Source organism: Streptomyces sp. NPDC018833, assembly GCF_044390825.1.
Lineage (GTDB): Bacteria > Actinomycetota > Actinomycetes > Streptomycetales > Streptomycetaceae > Streptomyces.
Window position 1 is genome coordinate 209,554 of the sequence record NZ_JBIRZM010000005.1, and the last position, 22,993, is coordinate 232,546.

General features: G+C 70.2%; 22 protein-coding genes. 13 read left to right on the forward strand and 9 right to left on the reverse strand.

Translation table 11 applies throughout. From position 1 onward, the window contains the following. Nucleotides 1-257: 257 nt before the first annotated feature. Nucleotides 258-392, reverse strand: a complete 135-nt coding sequence (locus ACH5AF_RS12955) for a hypothetical protein (protein ID WP_398901655.1) — start codon at nt 390-392, stop codon at nt 258-260. 130 nt (nt 393-522) lie between these two features. Further along, nucleotides 523-1,401 carry a LysR family transcriptional regulator gene (locus ACH5AF_RS12960; protein ID WP_398901656.1) on the reverse strand — a complete coding sequence of 293 codons (879 nt, stop codon included), beginning with the start codon at nt 1,399-1,401 and terminating at the stop codon, nt 523-525. A 134-nt stretch (nt 1,402-1,535) separates the two neighbouring features. On the opposite strand from ACH5AF_RS12960, the gene ACH5AF_RS12965 reads away from it, so the two are divergent. From ACH5AF_RS12965 to ACH5AF_RS12985, 5 genes are all read left to right on the forward strand, one after another. After that, nucleotides 1,536-2,729 carry a four-carbon acid sugar kinase family protein gene (locus tag ACH5AF_RS12965; protein ID WP_398901658.1) on the forward strand — a complete coding sequence of 398 codons (1,194 nt, stop codon included), beginning with the start codon at nt 1,536-1,538 and terminating at the stop codon, nt 2,727-2,729. Then, the gene (gene pdxA, locus ACH5AF_RS12970; RefSeq protein ID WP_398901660.1) at nt 2,726-3,715 is read left to right on the forward strand and encodes a 4-hydroxythreonine-4-phosphate dehydrogenase PdxA; all 990 of its coding nucleotides are present in this window, start codon (nt 2,726-2,728) and stop codon (nt 3,713-3,715) included. The genes ACH5AF_RS12965 and pdxA overlap by 4 nt, the downstream gene beginning before the upstream one ends. Nucleotides 3,716-3,760: 45 nt before the next feature. Further along, nucleotides 3,761-4,420, forward strand: coding sequence for a HisA/HisF-related TIM barrel protein (locus tag ACH5AF_RS12975; protein WP_398901661.1), 660 nt, complete (start codon nt 3,761-3,763; stop codon nt 4,418-4,420). 146 nt (nt 4,421-4,566) lie between these two features. Then, nucleotides 4,567-6,078: a M1 family metallopeptidase gene (locus ACH5AF_RS12980; RefSeq protein ID WP_398901662.1), complete on the forward strand. Its 1,512-nt coding sequence runs from the start codon at nt 4,567-4,569 to the stop codon at nt 6,076-6,078. Nucleotides 6,079-6,442: 364 nt separating this feature from the next. Continuing rightward, the gene (locus ACH5AF_RS12985) at nt 6,443-7,468 is read left to right on the forward strand and encodes a LacI family DNA-binding transcriptional regulator (RefSeq protein WP_398901663.1); all 1,026 of its coding nucleotides are present in this window, start codon (nt 6,443-6,445) and stop codon (nt 7,466-7,468) included. A gap of 31 nt (nt 7,469-7,499) precedes the next feature. Here ACH5AF_RS12985 and ACH5AF_RS12990 read toward each other — a convergent pair whose 3' ends face one another. Next, on the reverse strand, nt 7,500-10,277 hold the full coding sequence (locus ACH5AF_RS12990) for a glycosyl hydrolase (protein ID WP_398901664.1): 2,778 nt from the start codon (nt 10,275-10,277) through the stop codon (nt 7,500-7,502). A 250-nt stretch (nt 10,278-10,527) separates the two neighbouring features. Here ACH5AF_RS12990 and ACH5AF_RS12995 point away from each other — a divergent pair, with 250 nt between their 5' ends. The 4 genes from ACH5AF_RS12995 (at nt 10,528) to ACH5AF_RS13010 (ending at nt 15,334) form a co-directional block, all read left to right on the forward strand. After that, nucleotides 10,528-11,829, forward strand: a complete 1,302-nt coding sequence (locus ACH5AF_RS12995; protein ID WP_398901665.1) for an extracellular solute-binding protein — start codon at nt 10,528-10,530, stop codon at nt 11,827-11,829. 94 nt (nt 11,830-11,923) lie between these two features. Further along, complete coding sequence (locus ACH5AF_RS13000) at nt 11,924-12,871, forward strand: carbohydrate ABC transporter permease (RefSeq protein WP_398901666.1); 948 nt, start codon at nt 11,924-11,926, stop codon at nt 12,869-12,871. Continuing rightward, complete coding sequence (locus ACH5AF_RS13005; RefSeq protein ID WP_398901667.1) at nt 12,868-13,770, forward strand: carbohydrate ABC transporter permease; 903 nt, start codon at nt 12,868-12,870, stop codon at nt 13,768-13,770. The genes ACH5AF_RS13000 and ACH5AF_RS13005 overlap by 4 nt, the downstream gene beginning before the upstream one ends. A gap of 166 nt (nt 13,771-13,936) precedes the next feature. After that, nucleotides 13,937-15,334, forward strand: coding sequence for a GH1 family beta-glucosidase (locus tag ACH5AF_RS13010; RefSeq protein WP_398901668.1), 1,398 nt, complete (start codon nt 13,937-13,939; stop codon nt 15,332-15,334). On the opposite strand, the gene ACH5AF_RS13015 is transcribed toward ACH5AF_RS13010, so the two are convergent. After that, entirely contained in the window at nt 15,309-16,184 is an 876-nt protein-coding gene (locus ACH5AF_RS13015; protein WP_398901669.1) for an oxygenase MpaB family protein, read from the reverse strand. The two genes, ACH5AF_RS13010 and ACH5AF_RS13015, sit on opposite strands and share 26 nt — an antisense overlap. Nucleotides 16,185-16,527: 343 nt before the next feature. Here ACH5AF_RS13015 and ACH5AF_RS13020 point away from each other — a divergent pair, with 343 nt between their 5' ends. The 4 genes from ACH5AF_RS13020 to ACH5AF_RS13035 all read left to right on the forward strand — a co-directional run bounded on the left by ACH5AF_RS13020 (nt 16,528) and on the right by ACH5AF_RS13035 (nt 20,142). Then, entirely contained in the window at nt 16,528-17,166 is a 639-nt protein-coding gene (locus tag ACH5AF_RS13020; RefSeq protein ID WP_398901670.1) for a hypothetical protein, read from the forward strand. Nucleotides 17,167-17,252: 86 nt separating this feature from the next. Further along, nucleotides 17,253-17,498: a ferredoxin gene (locus ACH5AF_RS13025; RefSeq protein WP_398901671.1), complete on the forward strand. Its 246-nt coding sequence runs from the start codon at nt 17,253-17,255 to the stop codon at nt 17,496-17,498. Continuing rightward, nucleotides 17,488-18,879 carry an NAD(P)/FAD-dependent oxidoreductase gene (locus tag ACH5AF_RS13030; RefSeq protein WP_398901672.1) on the forward strand — a complete coding sequence of 464 codons (1,392 nt, stop codon included), beginning with the start codon at nt 17,488-17,490 and terminating at the stop codon, nt 18,877-18,879. The genes ACH5AF_RS13025 and ACH5AF_RS13030 overlap by 11 nt, the downstream gene beginning before the upstream one ends. A gap of 24 nt (nt 18,880-18,903) precedes the next feature. Next, complete coding sequence (locus ACH5AF_RS13035) at nt 18,904-20,142, forward strand: cytochrome P450 (protein ID WP_398901673.1); 1,239 nt, start codon at nt 18,904-18,906, stop codon at nt 20,140-20,142. Between the two features lie 93 nt (nt 20,143-20,235). On the opposite strand, the gene ACH5AF_RS13040 is transcribed toward ACH5AF_RS13035, so the two are convergent. The 5 genes from ACH5AF_RS13040 to ACH5AF_RS13060 all read right to left on the reverse strand — a co-directional run bounded on the left by ACH5AF_RS13040 (nt 20,236) and on the right by ACH5AF_RS13060 (nt 22,905). Beyond that, on the reverse strand, nt 20,236-20,712 hold the full coding sequence (locus ACH5AF_RS13040) for a cytochrome c biogenesis CcdA family protein (RefSeq protein ID WP_398901674.1): 477 nt from the start codon (nt 20,710-20,712) through the stop codon (nt 20,236-20,238). Continuing rightward, a complete protein-coding gene (locus ACH5AF_RS13045; protein ID WP_398901675.1) occupies nt 20,709-20,876 on the reverse strand; it encodes a hypothetical protein in 168 nt (55 codons plus the stop codon). The genes ACH5AF_RS13040 and ACH5AF_RS13045 overlap by 4 nt, the downstream gene beginning before the upstream one ends. 6 nt (nt 20,877-20,882) lie before the next feature. Next, a complete protein-coding gene (locus tag ACH5AF_RS13050) occupies nt 20,883-21,431 on the reverse strand; it encodes a redoxin domain-containing protein (RefSeq protein WP_398901676.1) in 549 nt (182 codons plus the stop codon). Nucleotides 21,432-21,523: 92 nt separating this feature from the next. Beyond that, nucleotides 21,524-22,021, reverse strand: coding sequence for a Crp/Fnr family transcriptional regulator (locus ACH5AF_RS13055; protein ID WP_398901677.1), 498 nt, complete (start codon nt 22,019-22,021; stop codon nt 21,524-21,526). Next, a complete protein-coding gene (locus ACH5AF_RS13060) occupies nt 21,997-22,905 on the reverse strand; it encodes a class I SAM-dependent methyltransferase (protein WP_398901678.1) in 909 nt (302 codons plus the stop codon). Before ACH5AF_RS13060 ends, ACH5AF_RS13055 begins: the two co-directional genes overlap by 25 nt. Nucleotides 22,906-22,993 lie beyond the last annotated feature (88 nt).

The window sequence follows — 22,993 nt, forward strand, 5'->3', positions numbered from 1 at the left end:
CCGGGCCAGTTGGTGGCCGTGGCCCGCAGCAGTGGCCTCGGTCAGGCGGGTCGGGGCTGGCTGCCAGAACACCAGCAGTGGGCAAGCTCGAAGGCCGAGCTTCCCGGCCTCGGCCTCCCACTGGACATGTACCGCATCCGCGAGCTGGTCGGCGTTTTCTTCCCAGGGACTGCTCGGCGCCGTCTCGACGATTGGAACGACGGAAGTCCGCCCAGGCCAGCGGGGCCAGCTTGAGAAGCATGGGAAGTGCCACTGCCTCACTCGCCCCCCTGCGCCGAGCCGTTACTCCAGTACTTCAACATCAGCGCGAAGTCAAGCGTCCCACCCCGCTTCCCCACGACGAGCGCCAGCTCATCATCGAGCACCGTCCAGTGCTCCACCAACTCGTCCATGCCGACCGGCTGCCGTCCATGGGCCGCATCATGCCGAACCCGGGCAGACCCGGGACGAGCCAACGGTCAAAGATCACCCGCGTTTGGGCTCGTGACAGGTTCGTTAAAGGCACCCGGATAAGCCCAGCGGTCACACAGGTTCGGAATCGTTTTCGAGCTGGCTCGTCTTGGCCCGCAGCCATGCCGTCAGCTGGCGGACGCGTCCGTCTTGCTCGGGTGATTGACGGCTGAGGAGGTGGTAGCTGGTGCCGTCGGGGACGAAACCGAAGGGCGCGACGAGTTGCCCTCGCTCTAGGTCGTCTCGGACGACGGCATACGGTGCGATTGCGACCCCGACGCCGGCCACGGCGGCCTGGAGGGTCAGGTAGAAGTGCTCCAGGGTCTGCTGGGAGGCGGGCTCTGCTTTCATGCCGGTGATGCGTCGCCAGTCGTCCCACGCCTGCGGTCGTGTGTCGGTGTGCAGAAGGGCTACCTGCGATACGCCGGCGGCGCCGGTAAGGCGGGTCGCGAGATCGGGCCGGCAGACGGGTCCGATCCGCTCTGCGAACAGGCGGGTCCGGCTCACCTCTTCAGGGAACGGGAAGTCGTCTCGGCGGATCGCAAGGTCGATGTTGTCCCGCTCGAAGAAGACAGGGCCGCCGGCTGCGGACAGGTGGACGGCGACGTCCGGCACGTTCAGGGCCAGATCGGGGAGCCGGGGAATGAGCCATCGCATCAGGAGTGTGGGCTCACACGAGAGGGTGAGCGGTCCTGCGGGTGTGCGGTGTGAGATCTGCCGGGCTGCCGCATCGATCTGATCGAGCGCGTCCCGGACAATGGCCGCCAGCTGGCGGGCCTGCGGGGTCGGGCGCAGGGCGCGTGTCTGTCGCTCGAACAGTGATATTCCAAGGGACCGTTCCAGGTTCTGGACCTGTCGGCTCACCGCGCCGTGCGTGACATGCAGTTCCTGCGCCGCCGCGGTCATGCTCGCGTGCCGGACGGTCGCTTCGAAGGGCAGCAGCGTATTCATAGGAGGAAGGGCCGACCATCGCATGCGTGAATTCTACTCACAGGTCTTGTGAGAATGAATCGTTTGTCCTGCTCTTTCACCTGAAGGACTATTGATCTGGTCACAGAAAAGGGTGGCTAACGGAGAGGTGGGGCATGACATTCCGCAACGACGTGCGGCAGGGTATCGCCATCCTGGCGGATGACCTCACCAGCGCAGGGGACGGTGCCGCGCCGTTCCGCCAGGCAGGTCACGACGCCCGGATCCTGCTCACCACCACAGCAGGCGTGCCGCGGCACGCGGTGGGCGTGAGCGCGGTTGACCTTGGGAGCCGGGTGCTGGACGAGGAGGCCGCCGCTTTGCGTACTTGGCGGGTGGCCCGCCTGTTCGCTGGCTCCGAGTTGCTCATCAAGACGGTGGATTCCACCCTGCGCGGTCATGTCGCGGCAGAGGTCCGGGCTGCGTGGGCGGGATCGCGGAGGCGGGCCGTCGTCATCGCTCCGGCCTTCCCCGCGGAGGGCAGAGTGACGGTGGAGGGGGTCCAGTACGTGCGGGGCGTACCGGTCCACGAGAGCGACTATGCCCGCGACCCGGTACACCCCGTGCGGTGTTCGGACCTCGCCATGCTGTTCCCGGAGGCCGTTCTCGGCCAGCCAGACCGGGCAGCCGAGCTGCCCAAACTGATCGGGAACGGTGACGTGATCGTCTACTCCGCCGCCGAAGACGGCGACCTCGACCGTCTGGTGGCAGCGGTGCCGCGCCTTGACGAAGTCTTGTGGGTCGGCTCCCCAGGCCTGGCGGCCGCCCTGGCCCGAAGGTGTGCACGCGCTACGGGCAGCGCTGCGTCACTGCCAGCCTCAGCCCGACGTCCACTGATCGTGGTCGGCAGCACCAACCCGGCGACGCGACGGCAGTTGGCCAAGCTACGCACCAGGGTGGACGTCCAGGGTGTCACCGTCAGTGTTGATCCGGCCCCGGCCGTGGAGACGCTGCGAGGCATGGCGGCCCCCATCCTCACCCTGCAGACACCCGATGAACGCCACACGCCACAGACCGCACAAGCACTCGCCCGCTCTCAGGCAGCAGTCGTCCAGGCACTGACCGAAGACCACACGGTCGACGCACTCGTCATCACCGGGGGAGAAACGGCCACCACCGTGCTCCAGCCCCTCGGCGCCACCGGCATCGACCTACTCGACGAACCCGAACCCGGCGTCGTCCGCGGATCTCTGATCGGCCGACTCCCCCTTTCCGTGCTGATCAAGGCAGGCGGCTTCGGCGACGACGCCATGCTCCTGCGCCTGTGCCACCTCATCCGACATCGCCTCGACCCAGGAGAGCACGCATGACCCCGATCGCCATCACCATGGGCGACCCCTGCGGAATCGGCCCCGAGATCACCCTCAAAGCCTGTGCCGATTCCCGGCGCACCGTGCCCGTCGTCGTCATTGGCGACATGGACGTCCTCGCCCGCGCCAACAAGATCGCCGGCACCCACCTCGCAATCCGCCCCATCTCATCAGTCGACCAGGCGAAGTTCGCACCTGGCACGGTGGACGTCCTTGCCGAGAACGGCCTTCCGGCAGACCTGCCCTGGGGCACACTCGACGCCCGAGCCGGAGCGGCGTCCTTCCAGTACGTCCGCCGCGGTATCCAGCTCGCGATGGCCCACGAGATACGGGCTCTGGTGACCGCGCCGATCAACAAGGAAGCACTGCGCATGTCCGGCGTCCCGTACCCCGGGCACACCGAGATCCTCGCCGACCTGTCCAGCACCACGGACTACGCGATGATGATGGCCACCGACGAACTGCGGATCGTCCTGGTCACCGTGCACCAGTCACTCCGCACCGCAATCGACGCGATAACCACAAACCGCGTGCTCGACATCATCCGCCTCACCCACCGCACACTCCAGCGCAGCGGCCTGCCCGCCCCCTGCATCGCCGTCGCCGGCCTCAACCCCCACGCAGGCGAGAACGGCCTTTTCGGCCGCGAGGACCTGGACATCATCACCCCTGCCATCCAGACCGCGCAGAGCGAAGGCATCCAGGCCAGCGGCCCCTGGCCCGCCGACACCGTCTTCATGCGAGCCCGCGCCGGAGCCTTCGACGCCGTGGTCGCCCAGTACCACGACCAGGGACTCATCCCCGTCAAGTACCTCGGGATCGAACACGGCGTCAACATCACCATCGGCCTGCCCTTCGTCCGCACCAGTGTCGACCACGGCACCGCCTTCGACATCGCCGGTCTCGGCACGGCCGACCACACCAGCCTGCTCGCCGCCCTGACCCACGCCGACCGCCTGTCTTCAGGGGCACCGGACCGCCCCTGACCCACCGACTCACATCAGCCCCGGCACAGAAAACCGAAGGACACCATGGACTTCATCTTCATGCTCACCCGCGACGACCGCACCGTCACCGACTGCCTTGAGGTCCTCGACACCATCGAGGACCTCGGCATCACCCACATCGGATTCAAGGACATCGGCGTTGGCCCCGACACCCTCGCCCAGCTCCACACCCGCATCAAGGACATGGGCGCCACCACCTACCTCGAAGTCGTCAGCACCCACCGGGACCACGCTCTTGCCTCAGTACGGACGGCCACCGAACTCGGCGTCGACTGGCTGATGGGCGGCACCTGGATCGAGGAGACCCTCAACTTCCTGCACGGCACATCCATCGGCTACCTGCCCTTCCCCGGAGAACCCCTGGGGCACCCCACCCGCCTCGCCGGCAACCCGGACCGCATCGCCGATGACTGCCGACGAGCGGAGGCCGCCGGCTGCGCCGGCGTCGACCTCCTCGCGTACCGCGCCGCCGATGCCGACCCTCTCGACCTGGTCCGCGCCGCCCGCGCCGCCACCACCGGCCGCCTGGTCGTCGCCGGCTCCATCACCAGCACCGACCAGATACAGGCACTCGCATCAGCCGGAGCAGACGCCTTCACCATCGGATCCGCCGCTTTCGACGGCTCCCTGCAGCCCCACGCCGGCACCCTTCGAGCCCAACTGGCCCCCGTGGTGGGTCTGTAGCGAGAGCCGCCCCCGGGACTGTCAATCGTTCGGCCCTGTGCCGACCGGATGGCAATCGGATGAATGGCCGGGCTTCACTCCTGACCGGCGGCACCGGCCGTGCATAGAGTCCAACTGATCGTTACTCCCCACGACTTGGAGCTCCTGTGCACCGCAGACTCATCGTCCCGAGCGCGCTCGCGGCCACACTTTTGCTGGCGATCCCGGCATCGGCCGTAAATACGTCGAGCGGGGCCCCGGGCATCGGCGACCCCTACTACCCGGCAGCCGGGAACGGCGGCTACGACGTCTCCCACTACGACCTGAGGCTCACGTACCAGCCGCAGACGGACCTGCTGAAGGGAACGGCGACGATCCTCGCCACCGCCACGCAGCGCCTGAGCCGCTTCAACCTCGACTTCGGGCTGTCCGTCGACGAGGTGCGCGTGAACGGCAGGAAGGCGGCGTTCACGGCGAGCGGCGACCACGAGCTGGAGATCACTCCGGTGACGCCGCTGGAGAAGGGCCGGCCGATCTCCGTCACCGTCCGGTACGCGGGCAAGCCGTCCGAGCTCAGCATCGGCGGCTACACCGCCTGGCACCGCACCCCGGACGGCGGGGTCGCCGCGCAGGAGCCTGAGTCGGCGGTGTGGTGGTTCCCGAGCAACGACCATCCGCTGGACAAGGCGACGTACGACGTCTCGGTCGCGGTCCCGGATGGCACCCAGGCCATCAGCAACGGCGTTCTCGTCTCGCAGAGTTCGCGGCTCGGCTGGACACGTTTCAACTGGCGCTCCAACAAGCCGCAGGCGTCGTACCTGGCGACGCTCGCCGTCGGCAAGTTCGACATCACGACCGACAAGACCGCGGACGGGCTGCCGGTCCTCAACGCGTACAGCAAGGACCTCGGCGACAACGCGGGTGCCGCACGGGCCAGCATCGAGCGGACCGCCGAGGTCACCGAGTGGCTGACCGAGATCTTCGGCCCCTACCCCTTCAACGCGATCGGCGGTTACGTGCCGAACGTGAAGAGCGGCTACGCGCTGGAGACGCAGACCCGCCCGTTCTACAGCCCGCGGCAGTTCGCGAACGGCGCCAACGTCTCCGTGGTCGTGCACGAGATGGCGCACCAGTGGTACGGCGACAGCGTCTCGGTGGACGGCTGGAAGGACATCTGGGTCAACGAGGGCTTCGCCCGCTACAGCCAGTGGCTGTGGTCCGAGAAGGAGGGCGAGGGCACCGCGCAGGAGCTGGCGGACCACGTCTACGCGACGCGGGTGGCCGAGGACCCGTTCTGGACGGTGAAGCCGGGCGACCCGGGCCCGGACAACCAGTTCCACATCGCCGTCTACGACCGGGGCGCGCTGGCGCTGCAGGCGCTGCGGAACGAGATCGGCGACGAGGACTTCTTCGCGATTCTCAAGGGCTGGCCGGCGGAGCGTGCGTACGGCAACGCGAAGGTGGGCGACTTCGTCGGGTACGCGGAGCGGATCTCGGGCAGGCCGCTGGGCGCCCTGTTCGACACGTGGCTGTACGAGCCCGCGAAGCCGGCCGCCCCGGCGGCGGCCGGGGCGCGGATCGCTCAGGGTGACGCGGCCCGGCCGACGCAGCCGAAGTCCTGGAAGAAGATCGCGGAGACGAACAGGATCCACGAGCACGAGCACGGCCACGACCACTGACGGTGGCGGCTCGGTGCCCCGCGGCCCACGGTCCGCGGGGCACCGGCGCGTTCGGCCAGGCCGATGACGCCGGCAGGCGCCGGCCGTGCCGGGCGCCTGCCGGCGCGGAGTTCCGACGCCATCGTCGGTGGGACCGGTCGGCCCCGGGCCGCGTACACCGTCGGCGGGGCCGGGCGGCCAGGGCGGTGCACCCGGCGCCGGCGCACCGCGTGGCGGCGTCGAGCGTCGGGGGGACGGGGCGGGCGGCACGGCGCCCGCACGGACGGCCACTCGGTGGGAGCGCTCTCAGGCATGCGGGCGAGGAGTTATCCTGTGCGGCGTACAGGGCTCGAAGCCGACGGAGCACACACGAGGAGCACCCGCCTTGCCCGAGCAGAGCGCAGGGTCCCGTCCCACGCTGGAAGCCGTCGCCGCGCGCGCCGGGGTCTCACGGGCCACGGCTTCCCGGGTGGTCAACGGCGGCGCGGGAGTACGGGCCCCCCTGGTCGACAAGGTGCGCCAAGCGGTAGAGGAGCTGGGCTACGTGCCCAATCACGCGGCCCGTACGCTGGTCACGCGGCGCAACGGAGCCGTTGCCGTGATCATCGCCGAGCCGGAGTTCCGGATCTTCTCCGACCCGTTCTTCGAGCAGCAGGTCCGCGGCATCAGCCGCGAGCTGACGGCGCACGACACGCAGCTCGTGCTGCTGTGGGTCGAGGGGCCCGGCGACCACGACCGCATAGCGCGCTACCTCGGCGGCGGCCATGTCGACGGCGCGCTCGCCTTCTCGCTCCACAACGACGACCAGCTGCCCGCCGTCATCGGTCGCGCCAGGATCCCCACCGTCTTCGGCGGCCGTCCCGTCACCGGCTCCGCGCCGAGCGTGCCCTACGTCGACTGCGACAACCGCGGCGGGGCGCGCGAGGCCGTGCGCCATCTGGTCTCGCTCGGGCGCACGAGCATCGCCCACCTCGCGGGCCCCCGCGACCAGACCTCCGCACAGGACCGCGTCGACGGCTACCGCGACGTGCTGGTCGACGCCGATCCCGGGCTGCTGTGCCGGGGCGACTTCACCGAGGACAGCGGCGCCCGCGCGATGGCCGAGCTGCTGGAGCGGCGCCCGGACGTGGACGGCGTGTTCGTCGCCAACGACCTGATGGCGTCGGGCGCCCTGCGGACGCTGCGCGAGCGGGGCGTGCGGGTGCCGCAGGACGTGGCGGTCGTCGGTTTCGACGACATGGCGTCCGTCGTCGCGACGACCCGGCCGGCGCTGACCACCGTGCGCCAGGACATCGAGGGCATGGGCCGGCTGATGGTCCGGCTCCTGATGCGGCAGTTGAACGACGGCGGCGGCGACACCCCCGCGTCCGTCATCACCCCTACCACGCTGGTGCGGCGGGCGTCGGCCTGACCTCCGGCGCCCGCCGCGTCCCGCGGCCTTGTCAGCCGAAGGGGATCACCAGCACGGACTTGTCCGTTCCGGTCTGGAGCCTGGACGTGCCGTTGCCGATCGCGCTCCACACCTCCAGCCGTACGGTGCCGCCGACGAGGTTGCCGAGCGTGCCGGTCGCCGCCTTGAGGCCGCGCGACTGTGCGTACTCCTCCCAGCCCGTCACCGGGTCGGTGGCGAAGTAGTGGTAGGTCTCGGTGCGTTCGAAGGTGCCGTCGCCGGTGAGGTCGTAGCTGATCCGGGCCTGCTGACCGAGGCCGACCGTGGTGCCCGCGTCCACCGGGAGCCGGAAAGCGGTCGAGGCACCGGACTTGAGCGTGCCGTTGACCCCCCGGACCTCGTAGACCAGCGGCCGGTACGGGGTGCCGTCGTGGTTGGCGCCGTCCGCGGAGGCGATGGTGTCGCTGCCCGCCATGCCGCCGGTCGCCGTGGTCAGGGTACCTCCGCTGCGCAGCTGGAAGGTGTTGCCCGTCGGCGGCTGGGGGTCGGGGTCGGGATCGCCTCCGCCGGTCCCGGTACCGGTCGCGGTGGAACGGGCCGGCACGGAGAGCGTCCTGCCGTCGGAGAAGGTCACCGTGCGGGCCGTCGCACCGTGGTTGTGCGCGGTGTACGTCCGTACCGTGTCCCTGGTGAAGACTGCCGAGGTCGGGATGTCGCCGGTCACGGTGGCATCGGGCGCGCCGAGGGTGTCGAGGGTGCCGATCCAGTGGTACGTGTGCGCCTTCGACTCGCCCTGTTCCGGGGTGTATCCGGCGTGGCCCGCGTCCCACTTTGCCTTGGCCGTGGCGGGGTCGGCGAGCGACTGGAACTCCCACAGGATGTCGCGCCACTCGACGGCCGGGCCGCCGTTCTCGCGCTCCATCTCGGCGATGTTGCGCCGGATCGCCGCCTTCTCGCCACCGAGGTGCAGTGAACCGCCGGTCACGGGCAGCACGTTGATCCCGTGGATCTCCTCGGGATTCGCGGTCCACCAGGTGGCGTACGCGGCACCGCTGCCCCACACCATGCCGGCCGTGTCGTGGCCGAAGGAAGCGGGGAAGACCTGCTCGTCGGCGTCGAACCAGTACTGCGCGATCGACTCCGCCTCCGTCGTCAGCAGGTAGGTGCCGAGGTCGCGCAGCGAGGTGTCGCCGGTCGCCGAGCCCCACAGCACCAGTGCGGCGCTGAGGTTGGTGGACTCCGACGACGACTCCTGGTTGTTGCCCGCGGCGAACCCCTGGTGGCCCGAGGCCCAGCTGTGTCCTGCGTACACGTCGAAGCCGCGCAGGAAGGGGAAGGCGGTGTCGGTCCGGCTGGGGTTGGCGGTGTCCCGCACCAGGGTCTTCACCATGCCGCCCCACGCGGAGTCGGCGGCCCACGCCTGGTCGTACTGGGCGACGACGGCCGCCGCGTACACGTAGTAGCCGTAGTGGAAGTGGTGGTCGTTGAGCTCGGTGTCGCTGCCGTAGGAGGCCGGGTAGCCGGTCAGGGTCCGCCAGTTCCTGTCGTACGAGAACTCCGCCGCTCCGCCCGACGTGAACCACTCCTGGAGCCTGCCCCTGATCAGGCCGAGCAGCCGGTCGCGGGTGGTGCTCTCGCCGATCTGCTCGGCGACGGGTACGAGCTGGGCCAGGCGGCCGAGCGCCTTGCCGGTCCAGTAGGTGTCGGTGGCGCCTTCGAGCGGGTCGGAGGCGTTCACGACGTCGTTCAGGTAGCCGCGCAGCCGCGCGGCGTCGACACCGTTCGACTTCGGCAGGGCGGGCAGCACGGCTGACGCCTTCTGGGTCGTCGTGAACGACGCGGCCTCGCGGACCTTCATGGTGCCGCGCGGGGAGACGTAGGTGTGCGGGGTGAGCGGGTCGGTGGTGTGCAGCCACTGATGGCGGTACAGCGCCTGGAGGGTGCCGCGTTCGGTGCCCTCCTTCGCCTCGGTGGTGAGGCTGTAGGTGGCCTTCACGGTGCCGCCGGTGTAGTTCCAGGCGACCTTCGATCCGTTGACGAAGCTGTAGGCGTATTTCCTGTACGTCGCCAGAGCGCCGGTGGAGGGCAGGACGGCGAGGGAGAAGTAGTCCTTGCCGCCCAGGCCGGCGCTGATCGTGGACCCGGAGAGGTTCCAGTCGCTTCCGGTGGGCGCGAACAGGGCGTAGTGGTGTCCGGCGACGGTGATGCCGAGGACGTTGCCCTGGTCGGCGAAGACGGTGGGCGCGCCGGCGGTGGTGATCTGCGCGTTGGCTCCGGTGCCCTTGGCGTACACGAAGGGCAGGCCGTGTCCGATGGTGGTACGCAGCGTGCGGGCGCCGTCGGACCAGTAGGGGGTCACGGTCCAGTCGGACCAGTCGTCGGCCTTGGTGTCGGGTGAGTTGAGACCGGCGAGGCCGATCGTCAGGTCGCGCTTGTGGGCGAATTCGTACTGGCGGCCGTCGCCGACGATCGCGGGCGAGGTCGGGTAGCCGACGTCGAGGCCGCCGGAGGTGGCCTGGTAGGTGAGGGGGTGGCCGTACATCGGGGTGGAGTACGGGTTGTCGCCGTAGCGCTGGAAGGCGAGGGAGGACCACCAGTCGTTGGTGGGGACCGGCCGGGAGGAGGCGGCGGCGGTGACCTTGGGGGTGACCGGTGTGCCGGTGTTGGTGGTGGGGCCGGACGTGCCGGCGGGGCGGGTGTCGGAGTAACTGCCGGATCCTACGGGGACGGTGGCGGCGGCCGCGGGTGCGGCGGCGGGCCCCAGTCCTACGGCGGCCAGGCTGGTGGCCAGGACCAGCGCGGCGGCTGGTCGGGTGCGTGGGGGTGGCATGGACGGCACCTCAAGTCATCACGGAGAGGGGGACCGAGAGCGCTCTCAGATGGCCGAAACGTAAAACTCCTGAAACGCGGGTGTCAATACACCGGACAGACACGGGACTTGGGTCCGAGTCCAAGCCGTTATGCCTTCGACTATTGACGGAGGGAGCACGGAGCGGGCACGCTCCAGTCGCCACACCTGAGAGCGCTCTCACGCAACAGCCGCGCGCTCTCGCTCCACCCGAAGCCAAGGGAGACTTCCCATGCCCATAGCCCGAGCCGCCAAGAGGGCAGCCGTCCGACTGGGTGCGGTCGCGCTCGCCGGGGCACTGCTCGCCGCCTGTGGAGGTTCGTCCGACGACGCTTCCGACAGCGCGGGCGGGAAGGTCACGCTCACCGTCGACCTGTTCGGATCCTTCGGCTACAAGGAGGCCGGGCTCTACGCGGAGTACGAAAAACTCCACCCGAACGTCACGATCAAGCAGACGGACACCGAGGACGAGGCCGACTACTGGAAGTCGCTGCAGACCCGCCTGGCCGGCGGCGGCGGCCTCGCCGACGTCCAGGGCATCGAGGTGGGACGGATCGCGTCGGTCACCCAGCAGCAGGCGGAGAAGTTCGAGGACCTGAAGACGTACGGCGCGGACCAGCTCAAGAGCCGGTTCGCCGAGGCCAAGTGGGCGGCGGCGACAGGCAAGGACGGCCAGGTGCTCGGGCTCGGCACGGACGTGGGCCCGGAGGCCATGTGCTACCGCACCGACCTGCTGAAGCAGGCCGGACTGCCCACGGACCGCGAGGAGCTCGCGAAGAAGTGGTCGACGTGGGAGGGCTATCTGGATCTCGGCCGGCAGTACAAGGCCGGGGCACCGGCCAAGAGCGCCTGGCTGGACAGTGTCGGCAGCCTGTTCTCCATCATGATCGGCCAGGAGAGGGAGCGTTACTACGACGCGTCGGGGAAGCTGATCTGGGAGACCAACCCCGCACTCGAAGCCGCCTGGAACACCTCGGTCGAGGCCGCTCAGGACGGGCTGAGCGCCGAGCTCGACCAGTGGTCCCCGCAGTGGAACCAGGCCTTCGCCGCCGGTTCCTTCGCCACCATCCCGTGCCCCGCCTGGATGCTCGGGTACATCAAGGGCCAGGCCGGTGCCGGCGGCGAGGGCAAGTGGGACATCGCAGCGCTGCCCGGCGGGGCCGGCAACTGGGGCGGCTCCTACCTCTCGATCCCGCGCGCCGCCCAGCACAAGAAGGAGGCGTACGAGCTGATCGAGTGGCTCACCGCCCCCGAGCAGCAGGCCAAGCTCTTCCGCAAGCAGGGCAACTTCCCTTCGGCGACCGGCGCGATCGACGAGGTCGCCGACGCGAAGGACCCGTACTTCTCGAACGCCCCCATCGGGCAGATCTTCGGTGACGCGGCGAAGGCAGCCCCGGTCCAGGTCCTCGGCGTGCACGACCAGAACGTGAACCAGCAGATCACCAACGCGCTGAGCGAGGTCGAGCGCAAGGGCACCTCTCCCGAGAAGGCGTGGTCGAACGCGAAGAAGGGCGTCGACAACACCATCGGCTGACACCCGCAGCCTCCGGGCCGGTCCGTCGTCCACCCCCGTCCCCGGACCGGCCCGGAGGCCCCGCCCCTACCGACTCCCTTCGAAGGGCCGCACCGTGACCCTCACCGCTTCCGCGAGGCCTCTCGGGCCCGCCCGGCCGCCGGCCGTGCGGCGCGCCTGGCGCAAGGTCTCGCCGTACGCCTACATCGCCCCGTTCTTCACGCTCTTCGCCGCCTTCGGTCTCTTCCCGCTCCTCTACACGGCCTTCGTGTCGCTGTACCGGGTGGAGCTGCAGACCCCGGGCGAGATGGAGTGGCGGGGCCTCGGCAACTACACCGCGCTGCTGGGCGACGAGTTCTTCTGGACCTCGCTGCGCAACACGTTCACGATCGGGGTGCTTTCGACGGTCCCGCAGCTCGTGATGGCGCTGGGCCTGGCGCATCTGCTCAACTACCGGCTGCGCGGGCGCACGTTCCTGCGCACGGCGATGCTGCTGCCGTACGCCACGTCGGTGGCGGCCGCCACCCTCGTCTTCGCCCAGCTGTTCGGCCGCGACTTCGGGTTGATCAACTATGTGCTGGGGCTCGTGGGGTTCGGTCCCGTCGACTGGCAGAACGGGACCTTCGCCTCGCAGATCGCCGTCTCCGCCATCGTCATCTGGCGCTGGACGGGCTACAACGCGCTGATCTACCTCGCGGGCATGCAGTCCATCCCGAACGAGCTGTACGAGGCGGCGGAGATGGACGGCGCCTCCCGATGGCGACAGTTCTTCCATGTCACGCTACCCGGCCTGCGGCCCACCATCGTCTTCACCGTGATCGTCTCCACCATCGGCGCCACCCAGCTCTTCGGTGAGCTGCTGCTGTTCGAGGGCTCCATCTCCGGCGGCATCTCGCACCAGTACCAGACACTCGGCCTGTACATGTACGAGCAGGGCTGGGGCTTCTTCCACCTGGGCCGGGCCGCGGCCATCGCCTGGGTGATGTTCCTGCTGATCCTGGTGCTGGTCGGGGTCAACGCCCTGATCGCGCGCCGCCGTTCCCGCAAGGAGGCCGGCCGATGACCGCACTCGCCGACCCGCCGACGAAGCAGCCGGCCCCCCTGAAGCCCGCCCCGGCCAGGCGCGGCCGCTCCCGCGCGGGCCGCACCATGAAGGGCGGCAAGCTCGCCTACGTCATCCTGATCGCCGCCGTCCTCGTCTCCGCGTTCCCCTTCTACTGGACGATCGTGGCGGCCAGCCGCTCCAACGCCGACCTCGCCAAGGTGCCGCCGACACTCCTGCCCGGCTCCCACCTCATCCGCAACTTCGAAGCGGTGATGGAGGAGGCCGACATCGGCAAGGCGCTGCTCAACTCCTTCATCGTGTCCGGTTCCATCACCGTCGGCACCGTCCTGTGCTGCACGCTCGCCGGATTCGCCTTCGCCAAGCTGCGCTTCCGCGGCCGGGGCGCGCTGCTCGCCGTCACGGTCGGCACCATGATGATCCCGCCGCAGCTGGGCGTCATCCCGCTGTTCATGCTGATCGCCGAACTCCAGTGGGTGAACCAGCTGCAGGCGGTGATCCTGCCCGGCCTGGTGTCCGCCTTCGGCGTGTTCTTCATGCGCCAGTATCTGGTGCAGTCCCTGCCGGACGAGCTGATCGAGGCCGCACGCGTGGACGGCGCCTCCACGGCCAGGATCTTCTGGTCGATCGTGGTGCCCGTCGCCCGGCCCGGCATGGCCGTGCTCGGCATGCTGACCTTCATGGCCGCCTGGAACGACTTCTTCTGGCCCATCGTCGCCCTCTCCTCGCAGGAGCCGACCGTGCAGGTCGCGCTGCGCCAGCTCGGCGGCGGCTATGTCCACGACCAGTCCGTGATCATGGCGGGCACCCTGCTCGGCACGCTCCCCGTACTGCTGGTCTTCGGCCTGCTCGGGCGGCAGATCGTCGGCGGCATCATGCAGGGCGCGGTCAAGGGCTGACCCTCCGTCTCCCCCTCGCACCGGGTAGTTGGTCGTGAACGCCGAACCGCCCTTGCGGCAATGCGACTTTCCCTGCCCTGCTCCGCAGGAATCCGTTTCTCCCCTTGGCTCCGCCAGGGCAACCCCACTCCGCCCTGACAGGCGGAGTAACCACGGAGGAGATCCGATGACCGCGCTCGACGCACGCCCCGACACCACGGCGACGCTCCGGTTCCCGGCGGGTTTCCGCTGGGGCACCGCCACAGCGGCGTACCAGATCGAGGGTGCGGCAGCCGAGGACGGGCGTACCCCGTCCATCTGGGACACGTTCAGTCGCGTACCCGGCAAGGTCCGCAACGGCGACACCGGTGAGATCGCCGCCGACCACTACCACCGCATGAGCGAGGACATCGCGCTGATGCGGCGGCTCGGCGTCACGGACTACCGCTTCTCGGTCGCCTGGCCGCGGGTGCAGCCCACCGGCCGCGGCCCCGCCGTGCAGAAGGGCCTGGACTTCTACCGGCGGCTCGTCGACGAGTTGCTCGCCTCGGGCATCCGGCCGGTGGCCACGCTGTACCACTGGGACCTGCCGCAGGAGCTGGAGGACGCGGGCGGCTGGCCGCAGCGCGAGACGGCGCAACGCTTCGCCGAATACGCGGAGATCATGGCCGGGGCGCTCGGTGACCGGGTGGCGACCTGGACAACGCTCAACGAGCCGTGGTGCGCCGCGTTCCTCGGCTACGGCAACGGGGTGCACGCCCCGGGCCGCACCAGCCCACTCGCCTCACTGCGCGCGGCACACCACTTCAATCTGGCGCACGGCTGGGCGGCGCAGGTGCTGCGCTCACACCTGCCGTCGCGCTCGGAGGTGTCGCTCACGCTCAACCTCCATGCGGTACGGCCCCTTTCCGAGTCGGCAGCGGACCTGGACGCGGCGCGCCGGATCGACGCCGTCGGCAACCGGATCTTCCTCGACCCGGTCTTCCACGGCCGCCTCCCCGAGGACCTGATCCGGGACACCGCGCCCGTCACCGACTGGTCGTTCGTCGCGGACGGCGATCTGGAGGCGGCGTCGGCGCCGATCGACTCGCTGGGCATCAACTACTACTCCCCCACCGTCGTCGCCGCCGGTTCCTCCGACGCGCCGTCGCCGTGGGCGGGCGCCGAGGAACATGTGCGCTTCCTGCCGGCGCCCGGCCCGCGCACCGCGATGGACTGGCCCGTGGACGCGGACGGCCTGTACGAACTGCTGACCCGGCTGCGCGACGACCTGCCGGGCGTGCCGCTGGTGATCACCGAGAACGGGGCCGCCTACGACGACTACGCCGACCCTGCCGGCGAGGTCAAGGACCCGGAGCGGGTGGCCTACCTGCGCGCGCACCTCGCGGCCGTGCACCGGGCGATCGAGGACGGCGCCGACGTGCGGGGCTACTTCCTGTGGTCGCTGCTGGACAACTTCGAGTGGGCGTACGGCTACAGCAAGCGGTTCGGCATCGTGCACGTCGACTTCGCCACCCAGCGGCGCACCTTCAAGGGCAGCGCGCACTGGTACGCGGACGTCATCGCGCGCGGCGGTCTGACCTGAGCCGCTGGGCTCGGCGCGCCTCGCGGGCAAGGGGCAGATAGCGCAGCCGCTCGGGGAGCAGGGGCACCACGGCACGGACGACACGGCCGAACCGGCGCAGTGCGCGCTCCTGTTCGTCCGTCCAGTCCAGGCCGATGGCCTCACGGGCGTCGGGCGGCATCAGCCCGATCGTCATGAAGCGGCGGAAGCGGGCGAGCGGGGGCAGCAGCAGCGGCCACAGGATCCGCAAGCCGAGCCGCAGCGGCGCAGGTCCCCGGTCCGGCGGCGGCACCCGCTGGTGGACGTCGACGAGTTCGCGCACGACGACGGTCGCCTCGATCTCGTCGGCGAGCATCTTGCGGAAGTAGGGCCAGAACTCCTCGATCGTCTGCGGCATGTCCCGGTCGTGGATGCCGAGGATCCGGCCGACCTGGAGCCACTCCGCGTACAACTGCCGCTCCTCGGCCTCGGTGAGCTCGCGCACCAGATACCCGGCCGCGTGCCGGTAGACGGGGAAGCCCGTGGCATGGACCCACGAGTAGTAGGCCGGGTTCAGCGCGTGGTAGCGGCGGCCGTGGGTATCGGTGCCCTGGATGGTGCGGTGCAGTTCGCGCAGCCGCCGGCCCTCGGCGGCCGCCTCCGTGCCGCCGTAGATCCACAGCTGGAGCGAGCGCAGGGACCGCTCACCGCGGCCCCAGGGGTCGGTGCGGAAGACGGAGTGCTCGTCGACGCCCGCGCCGACCGCGGGGTGGGCCACCTGCATGGTGAGCGCCGCGGGCAGCATCAGCAGGGCGCGGACGTCACCGGCGAGGCCCCAGAGCACGCCGCCGGGCGGGGGCGGCAGGGGGTCTTCGGCGGCTGCCCTGCTCATCGGCTCTCTCCCCTGCGTGCGGCCCGGTCGGTCACCTCCCAGTATGCGACCTGGAGCATATGCGCCCCGCCGGCATCAGGGATTCTTCGGGCACCGGGCGACGCGGACTCCAGCCGGCCGTCCTCGCCCAGAACGTCGCTTCCGCTCCAGAGGTGCCGCTCGTGTCCGGGCCGCACGGTGAACTCGGCCGGCGGCTCGGGCGAGCGCCGCCAAACGACGCCGGGCAACCCACGTCGTCCATGACCTGTACGGCGCACCACGCTCGTCTTCCCGAGCGGCCCCGGTGGCGCGAGCTGCCGAATCGCGGCTGTCTGTACGAAAGGAGTACAGAAAGCGAGGAAGCATGGAGTCGAAGCACGAGCGCCTCGGAACACCGCGGGCTGCCGGGATCGCCGGGGTGGTGTTCGCCCTCCTGATTGCCGCGGCGATCGTCCTGGTGCGCATCGCCCTGCCCGGCGGGGCCGACGGGGACGACATCACCGTCGACGCCGGGCAGCGGCACGCCGTGCAGACGGCGCTGGCGCTGCTCCCGTTCGCCGGGATCGCCTTCCTGTGGTTCATGGGCGCCCTGCGCCAACAGGCCGGTGAGGCCGAGGACCGGTTCATCTCCACCGTGTTCCTGGGCAGCGGACTGGTCTTCGTCGCCACCCTGTTCGGCAGCGCCGCGGCGGCCGGGACCGTGCTCGACGAGAGTCAGCAGCCCTCGCCCTTCGGCCGCCACTTCGCCTACACCCTGCTGACCACGTACACCATGCGGATGGCGGCGGTGTTCATCTTCACGACCTCGGCCATCGGTCGCCGACTCGGCGTCTTCCCGCGCCCGCTGGTCGTCCTCGGCTATCTGGCGGGCCTGACACTGCTCGTGGTGGGAGCGGACCTGCCGTGGTCCGAACTGGTCTTTCCCGGCTGGGCCCTGGTCGTCGGCCTGTACATCCTGGGGGGCCGGCGCCCCGCCGGGTCACGGCCCGCCGCCCCGCTCTGACGAGGCGGCGCTCACACCAACGGGCTCCTCCTGCTCGCCGTACCCCCTCCTACCCCCGAGGGTTGTCCCAGGGGGTGACCGAGCCCATGGAGAGGACCGATCCCTTGGTAAGGCTTGTCGTCGACCTGAACCGCTGTCAGGGGTACGCCCAGTGCGCCTTCCTCGCCCCCGAAGTCTTCGCCATGCACGGCGAGGAGGGGCTGCTGTACCACCTGGAGGCCGACGAGGCACAGCGCGAGAAGCTGGCACAGGCCTCCGCGGCCTGCCCCGTCCAGGCCATCCTCGTCGAGGCGATGGACGTACCGGCCGAGGCGGTGTCCGGTGAACGGTGACGGATCCCTGGAACGGCTCAGACGTGAGGGCCGCATCGTCGTCGTCGGCGCCTCGCTGGCGGGCCTGCGGGCGGCGGAGACCCTGCGCGACAAGGGCTTCGCCGGTTCCCTGACGATGATCGGCGACGAGCCCTACGAGCCGTACGACCGGCCCCCGCTGTCCAAGCAGGTACTGCTGGGCACGGCGCCCGCCGACCGCACCGCGCTGCCCAGGCGCCGGGCCGTCGACGCGACCTGGCGGCTCGGCGTACCGGCCACCGGCCTGGACATGGCCGCCAGGCGAGTGCGGCTGGCGGACGGCGACGAGGTGCCGTACGACCGGCTGCTGATCGCCACCGGGGTGCGGGCCCGACCGTGGCCGCGTGAGGCCGAGGCGGAACTCGACGGCGTCTTCGTGCTGCGGACCCGCGAGGACGGCGCCGCGCTCGCGCGGCGGCTCGGCGAGGGACCCAAACGGGTCTTCGTCATCGGAGCCGGGTTCACCGGCTCGGAGATCGCCTCCGCCTGCCGCGAACGCGGCCTCCCCGTCACCGTCGCAGAGCGCGGTGCGGCACCCCTGGTCGGCGCGCTCGGCGGGGTGGTCGGCGCCGTCGCCGGCGACCTCCAGCGCGAGCACGGCGTGGATCTGCGGTGCGGGGTCATGGTCACCGCCCTGGAAGGAGACTCCTCGGGACGGGTGCGCGCGGCGCATCTGTCCGACGGCTCCACCGTCGAGACCGACGTGGTGGTCGTCTCGCTCGGCGCCACCCGCAACACCGAATGGCTCGCCGGGTCCGGACTCGGGGCCGGCCCCCGCGGCATCGCCTGCGACGCCGGCTGCCGCGCCTTCGACATCCGCGGAATCGTGACCGACGACATCTTTGTGGCCGGCGACGTCGCCCGCTCCCCGCACGCCCTGTTCGGCTACCAGTTCCTCTCCCTGGAGCACTGGGGCAACGCCGTCGCCCAGGCCGAGATCGCGGCGCACAACATGCTCAGTGAGAGCGCCGACCGTCTCCCCCACATCTGGGTGCCGGCCTTCTGGTCCTCGCAGTTCGGCGTGAACATCAAGTCGGTCGGGGTGCCGTCGCTGGGGACGGAGATCATCGTCTCGCAGGGCACGCTGGGCGGTCGCAGGTTCGTCGGCGTCTACGGGTACCAGGGGCGCGTGATCGGCGCGGTCGCCTTCGACCACGCCCGGTGGCTGCCGTTCTACCAGGAACTGATCGAGACCACCGCGCCGTTCCCGCCGCCGTTCCCCACGGTCGACCGGCACCCGGAGGGACAGCGGCCGATGGACGCGGACTTCCCCGACCCGTCGGTCCCGACCCACGGCCCCACTGTGACCCTCAGCGGATATTCGCCGGCCGACCGCCGGATGACGTTCACTCCCGCGCACTGACCCGCACGGCCACGAGGACCCGCCATGACGCAATCCCTGCTGCACCAGATCCTGGACTACGCCAACCGCCCTGATCCGTACCCGATTTACGAAGAGCTGCGGAAGACACCGGTCCACCACGAGGAGGACGGGCCATACGTCGTCAGCACCTACTACGAGATCCGCAGCCTCCTCCACGATCCCCGGATCAGTTCCGACTCCCGCAATCTTGCGTCGACCACCCGCGACCCGCTGGCCGAGTCGGCCCAGGAGGAGGAGAGCGCGCTGCCGCCGAGCTTCCTTCGGCTCGACCCACCGGAGCACGACCGGCTGCGACGCATGACGAACCGGCCCTTCGGCCCACCGCACTCCCCCCACCGGGTCGACGGGATGCGTGGGGAGCTCCAGGGCATCGTCTCCGGTCTCATCGACGGCATCGGCGACCCCGGCCGGATCGATCTGGTGGAGCAGTTCTCGTACCCGTTCCCGGTGACGGTGATCTGCCGGCTGCTCGGGGTGCCGCGCGAGGACGAGGCGCGCTTCCACACCTGGGCGGACACCATCGCCGCGAGCCTGGATCCCGACCCCGACGCGGATCCCGCCGAACGGGGCAAGGTCTCGCACGACGCCCGTATGCAACTGGGCATGTACCTGGCCGGCCTGATCGAGGAGCGCCGCAAGAAGCCCGGGGACGACATGCTTTCCGAGCTGGCGACGGCCAAGGGCCCGGACGGCACGATGACCACGATGGAACTGCTCAGCACCGCGGCGCTGCTGCTGATCGCGGGGCACGAGACCACCGTCAACCTCGTCACCAACGGAATGCTGACGCTGCTGCGCAACCCCGACGTCCTTGAGCGGCTGCGTGCGGATCCGCGGCTGGCCGTGCCCATCGTCGAGGAGCTGCTGCGCTTCGAGCCGCCGGTGCAACTGGTGCCGCAGCGCACCACCCTCGCCGACATCGAGGTCCGCGGAGTCACCATCCCCAAGGGCGCCTCCCTCTGGCTGGTTCTGGCGTCCGGCAACCGCGACCCCCAGCGCTTCGACGACCCGGACCGCTTCGACCCGGACCGCCGGGACGTCCAGCACCTCGGCCTGGGCAGCGGCATCCACAGTTGCTTCGGCGCACCGCTCGCCCGGTTGGAGGCCCAGCTCGCCCTGTCGGAACTGGCCCGCAGGCTGGAGAACCCACGTCTGCTGGAGGACCCGCCCCCGTACCGGCAGAACGCCGTGCTGCGCGGGCCGCGGCATCTGCCCATCGCCTGCGACGGGATCCGCCCCTGATCGTGGGACGGCGTGGAGAAATGGAGTTCTCCGCGATTCACATGTCTCATGAGACGTTGCCGGTCCTTGGAAACTCCGAGCGGTGGGGGCTCGTCAAGGATCTCGATGGCGTCGCGTACCCGCAGTGGAATGAGACAGGTTGCACTCGGAAGTGCCTGTCGAGCGGTTCACTCCAAAGTGACGTAGGTCGGAGATTGCGGCGGCGCCGACGATCAGGCTCATTCCCGCCGCGTACGCCGTGAACAAGACGACGCCTTCGAGAGCAGAGCCGCTGCGGAAGGCGGAGACCACGATGGCGAGGAAGGGGGCGATGGTGCACCCGAGCGAGGCGACGGCGTAGGCGGAGCCGAACAGGGCCATCGCCGGCACGGATCGCGTCACGGTGGGGGCGCAGCGGAGTTTGGGGAGCATCGCGGGCAGGTCTCGGCCGGCCAGCAGCCAGGCACCCGCGATGGCCAGGAGGAGGCCGAAGACGATGGTGAACCAGGGCAGGTGTTGCTGGACCTGGCCAGCGACGAGTGTGATGGCCAGGCCGAACAGAGCGAACACGGCGGCGAATCCGACGGTCATCGCGGCGGTCGCGGCCAGCGCGCGGATGACGGCGGCGGTGGGGTGGGTGTGGCATCACCGAGTACGAGCAGGGAGAGGTAGGCGGGCAACAGGGCGAACCCGCACGGGTTGACCGCGGCGAGCATGCCCGCGGTCACGGCGAGGGCGAGAGGCAGGTCGGGCACGGCGGTTCAGCCGACAAGCGGGCTGAGCTTGTCGGCCAGCCCCCTTCCGGCGGACAGGTTGCCGGTGAAGACGGTCTTGCCGTCCTTGTCGAGGATGACGTGCGTGCTCTGCTGGGTGATTTCGAACTTCTTCCAGATGTCGCCGACCTCGTCGGACAGATTCGGGAATTCTCCGACCTTCATGGCCTGCTGCTTGTCGAGGCCGGCCACCCCGACGACGTTGGCCTTGCCCTGGAACTGGGCCGCGACCTTGGCGGATTCAGGGCCCTGGGCCTTGCACTTGGGGCACCAGGGTGCCCAGAACCACAGCACGGTGGGCTTGCCCGCCAGTGTCGCCGCGTCGAAGGGTCGTCCCTCGATGGTCGTGCCGGTGAACCGCAGCGCCTCGGGGACCGCCGGAGTCCCGGGTACGGCCGCGGCCGACGCGGTGGAGCCGGCGGCTGTGGGGCTCGCCGCTCCGGCGCCGCTCGAGGGGGCGTCGTCCTGGGCGCCGCAGCCGGCCAGGGTGAGCACGGTGGCGGCCACGAGGCCGGAAAGGAACAGGCGGGCACGCATGAAGAACAGCTACTGATCGTCGGGGTCGGCTCTGGACTGTAGGCCGGGCGGCGGGCTGTGTGAGCGGGATGGGTGCTTACGGTTCGGTGACGTCAGCCCGCGTGGTCGGTGAGCCGTTCGGTGTCGAGGACGGTGATGCGGCCCCGGGCCAGACGGATCAGGTGCTGGTCGGCGAAGTCGCGCAGGACCTTGGTGGTGGTCTCGCGGGACGTGCCGGCCAGGGCGGCGATCTGCTGGTGGGTCAGCGCGATCTGCGGGGTGCGGGCCCCGAGGACCCGGGGCCTGCTCTCGGCGGCGAGGGTCAGCAGGGTGGTGGCGATGCGCTGGGGAACGGACTTGAACACGCTGTCCGACAAGCGCTGTTCGAGGTCGGTCAGGCGGCGGCCGAGGATTTCGGTGATGCGGGCGGAGATCCGGGCGTCGGCCAGCAGGAAGCGATGGACGTCGGCGCGGCTCATCACGCAGACGGTGACGTCGTCGAGGGCTTCGGCGAAGTTGTCGTACATGCACTGCCCGAGCAGCACCATCTCGCCGAAGATGGTGCCGGGGCTGATGATGGCGCAGGTCAGGGCGCGACCGTCGGCGGACACCCGGAAGATGCGAATGCGGCCTTCTTGAGGATGAACAGCACCTCTGAGGGCTGGGCGGGGGAATACAGGAGCTCTCCGGCGCTGTAGGTCTTCATCGGGGCCGCGGCGGCGATTGCGTCCATCTCCGCTTCGCTGAGGTCGCGGAAGATGTCGACCTCGCTGATGCACCAGGTCTTCTCGGCGTCGTCGCCGGTGTGGCTCATGTGGTGTGGTTCCTCGCGTCGTCCCGGTGCCCAGGGCGGGGGCGCGGCTCCCCATGGCGGGTTGGCGAGCGCGCCCGCGCTGCCGGCCAGGGTGCGCAGGCCCGCGGCCGCCAGTATCTCTGCGTACTCGTCAAGGGGCCGGGCGTCGGCGATACAGGCGATGCGGGCGCCGAGGCCGGTGAGTTCGAGCGGCAGGCGGCCCGGGTCGACGGTGACGTCGGTGATGCCGAGCCGCCCGCCGGGCTTCAGGACGCGGGCGAACTCGTCGGCGGCTCGGGCCTTGTCGGGGAACGTGCACAGCGCGCACTCGCACACGACCGCGTCGAAGACGCCGCCCGGGTGGGGAAGCTGCTCGGCGTCGCCTATCGTAAAGCGCGTCCTGTCGGCGAGTCCGGCGGCCTGGGCGGCGCCTCGGGCGAGAGCGGTGTTGCCGGCGGCGTAGTCCACCCCGTCTACGTCAGCACCGTAGAGGTCGGCGATCAGAAGTGCGGTGGTACCGCGGCCGGAGGCGACGTCGAGGACGCGCGCGCCCGGGGTGAGGGTTAGGCCATCGGCGAGGTGGCGGGTCAGCGCGGTGCCGCCGGGGTGGTAGGAGCCACCGAGCAGCAGGGCGACGATGTCGGAGGAGTACGCGGCGGCGCAGCACGCCTTCACCTCATCCCCGGTGGGTGGTTGTGTCATGACGGGGACTCCGCTTCTCCGGTGGCGGTACGGGCGCCGGATCTCCCGGTGCGTGCGTTCGTCGAAGCCGTCGAACTGCAGGTAGACG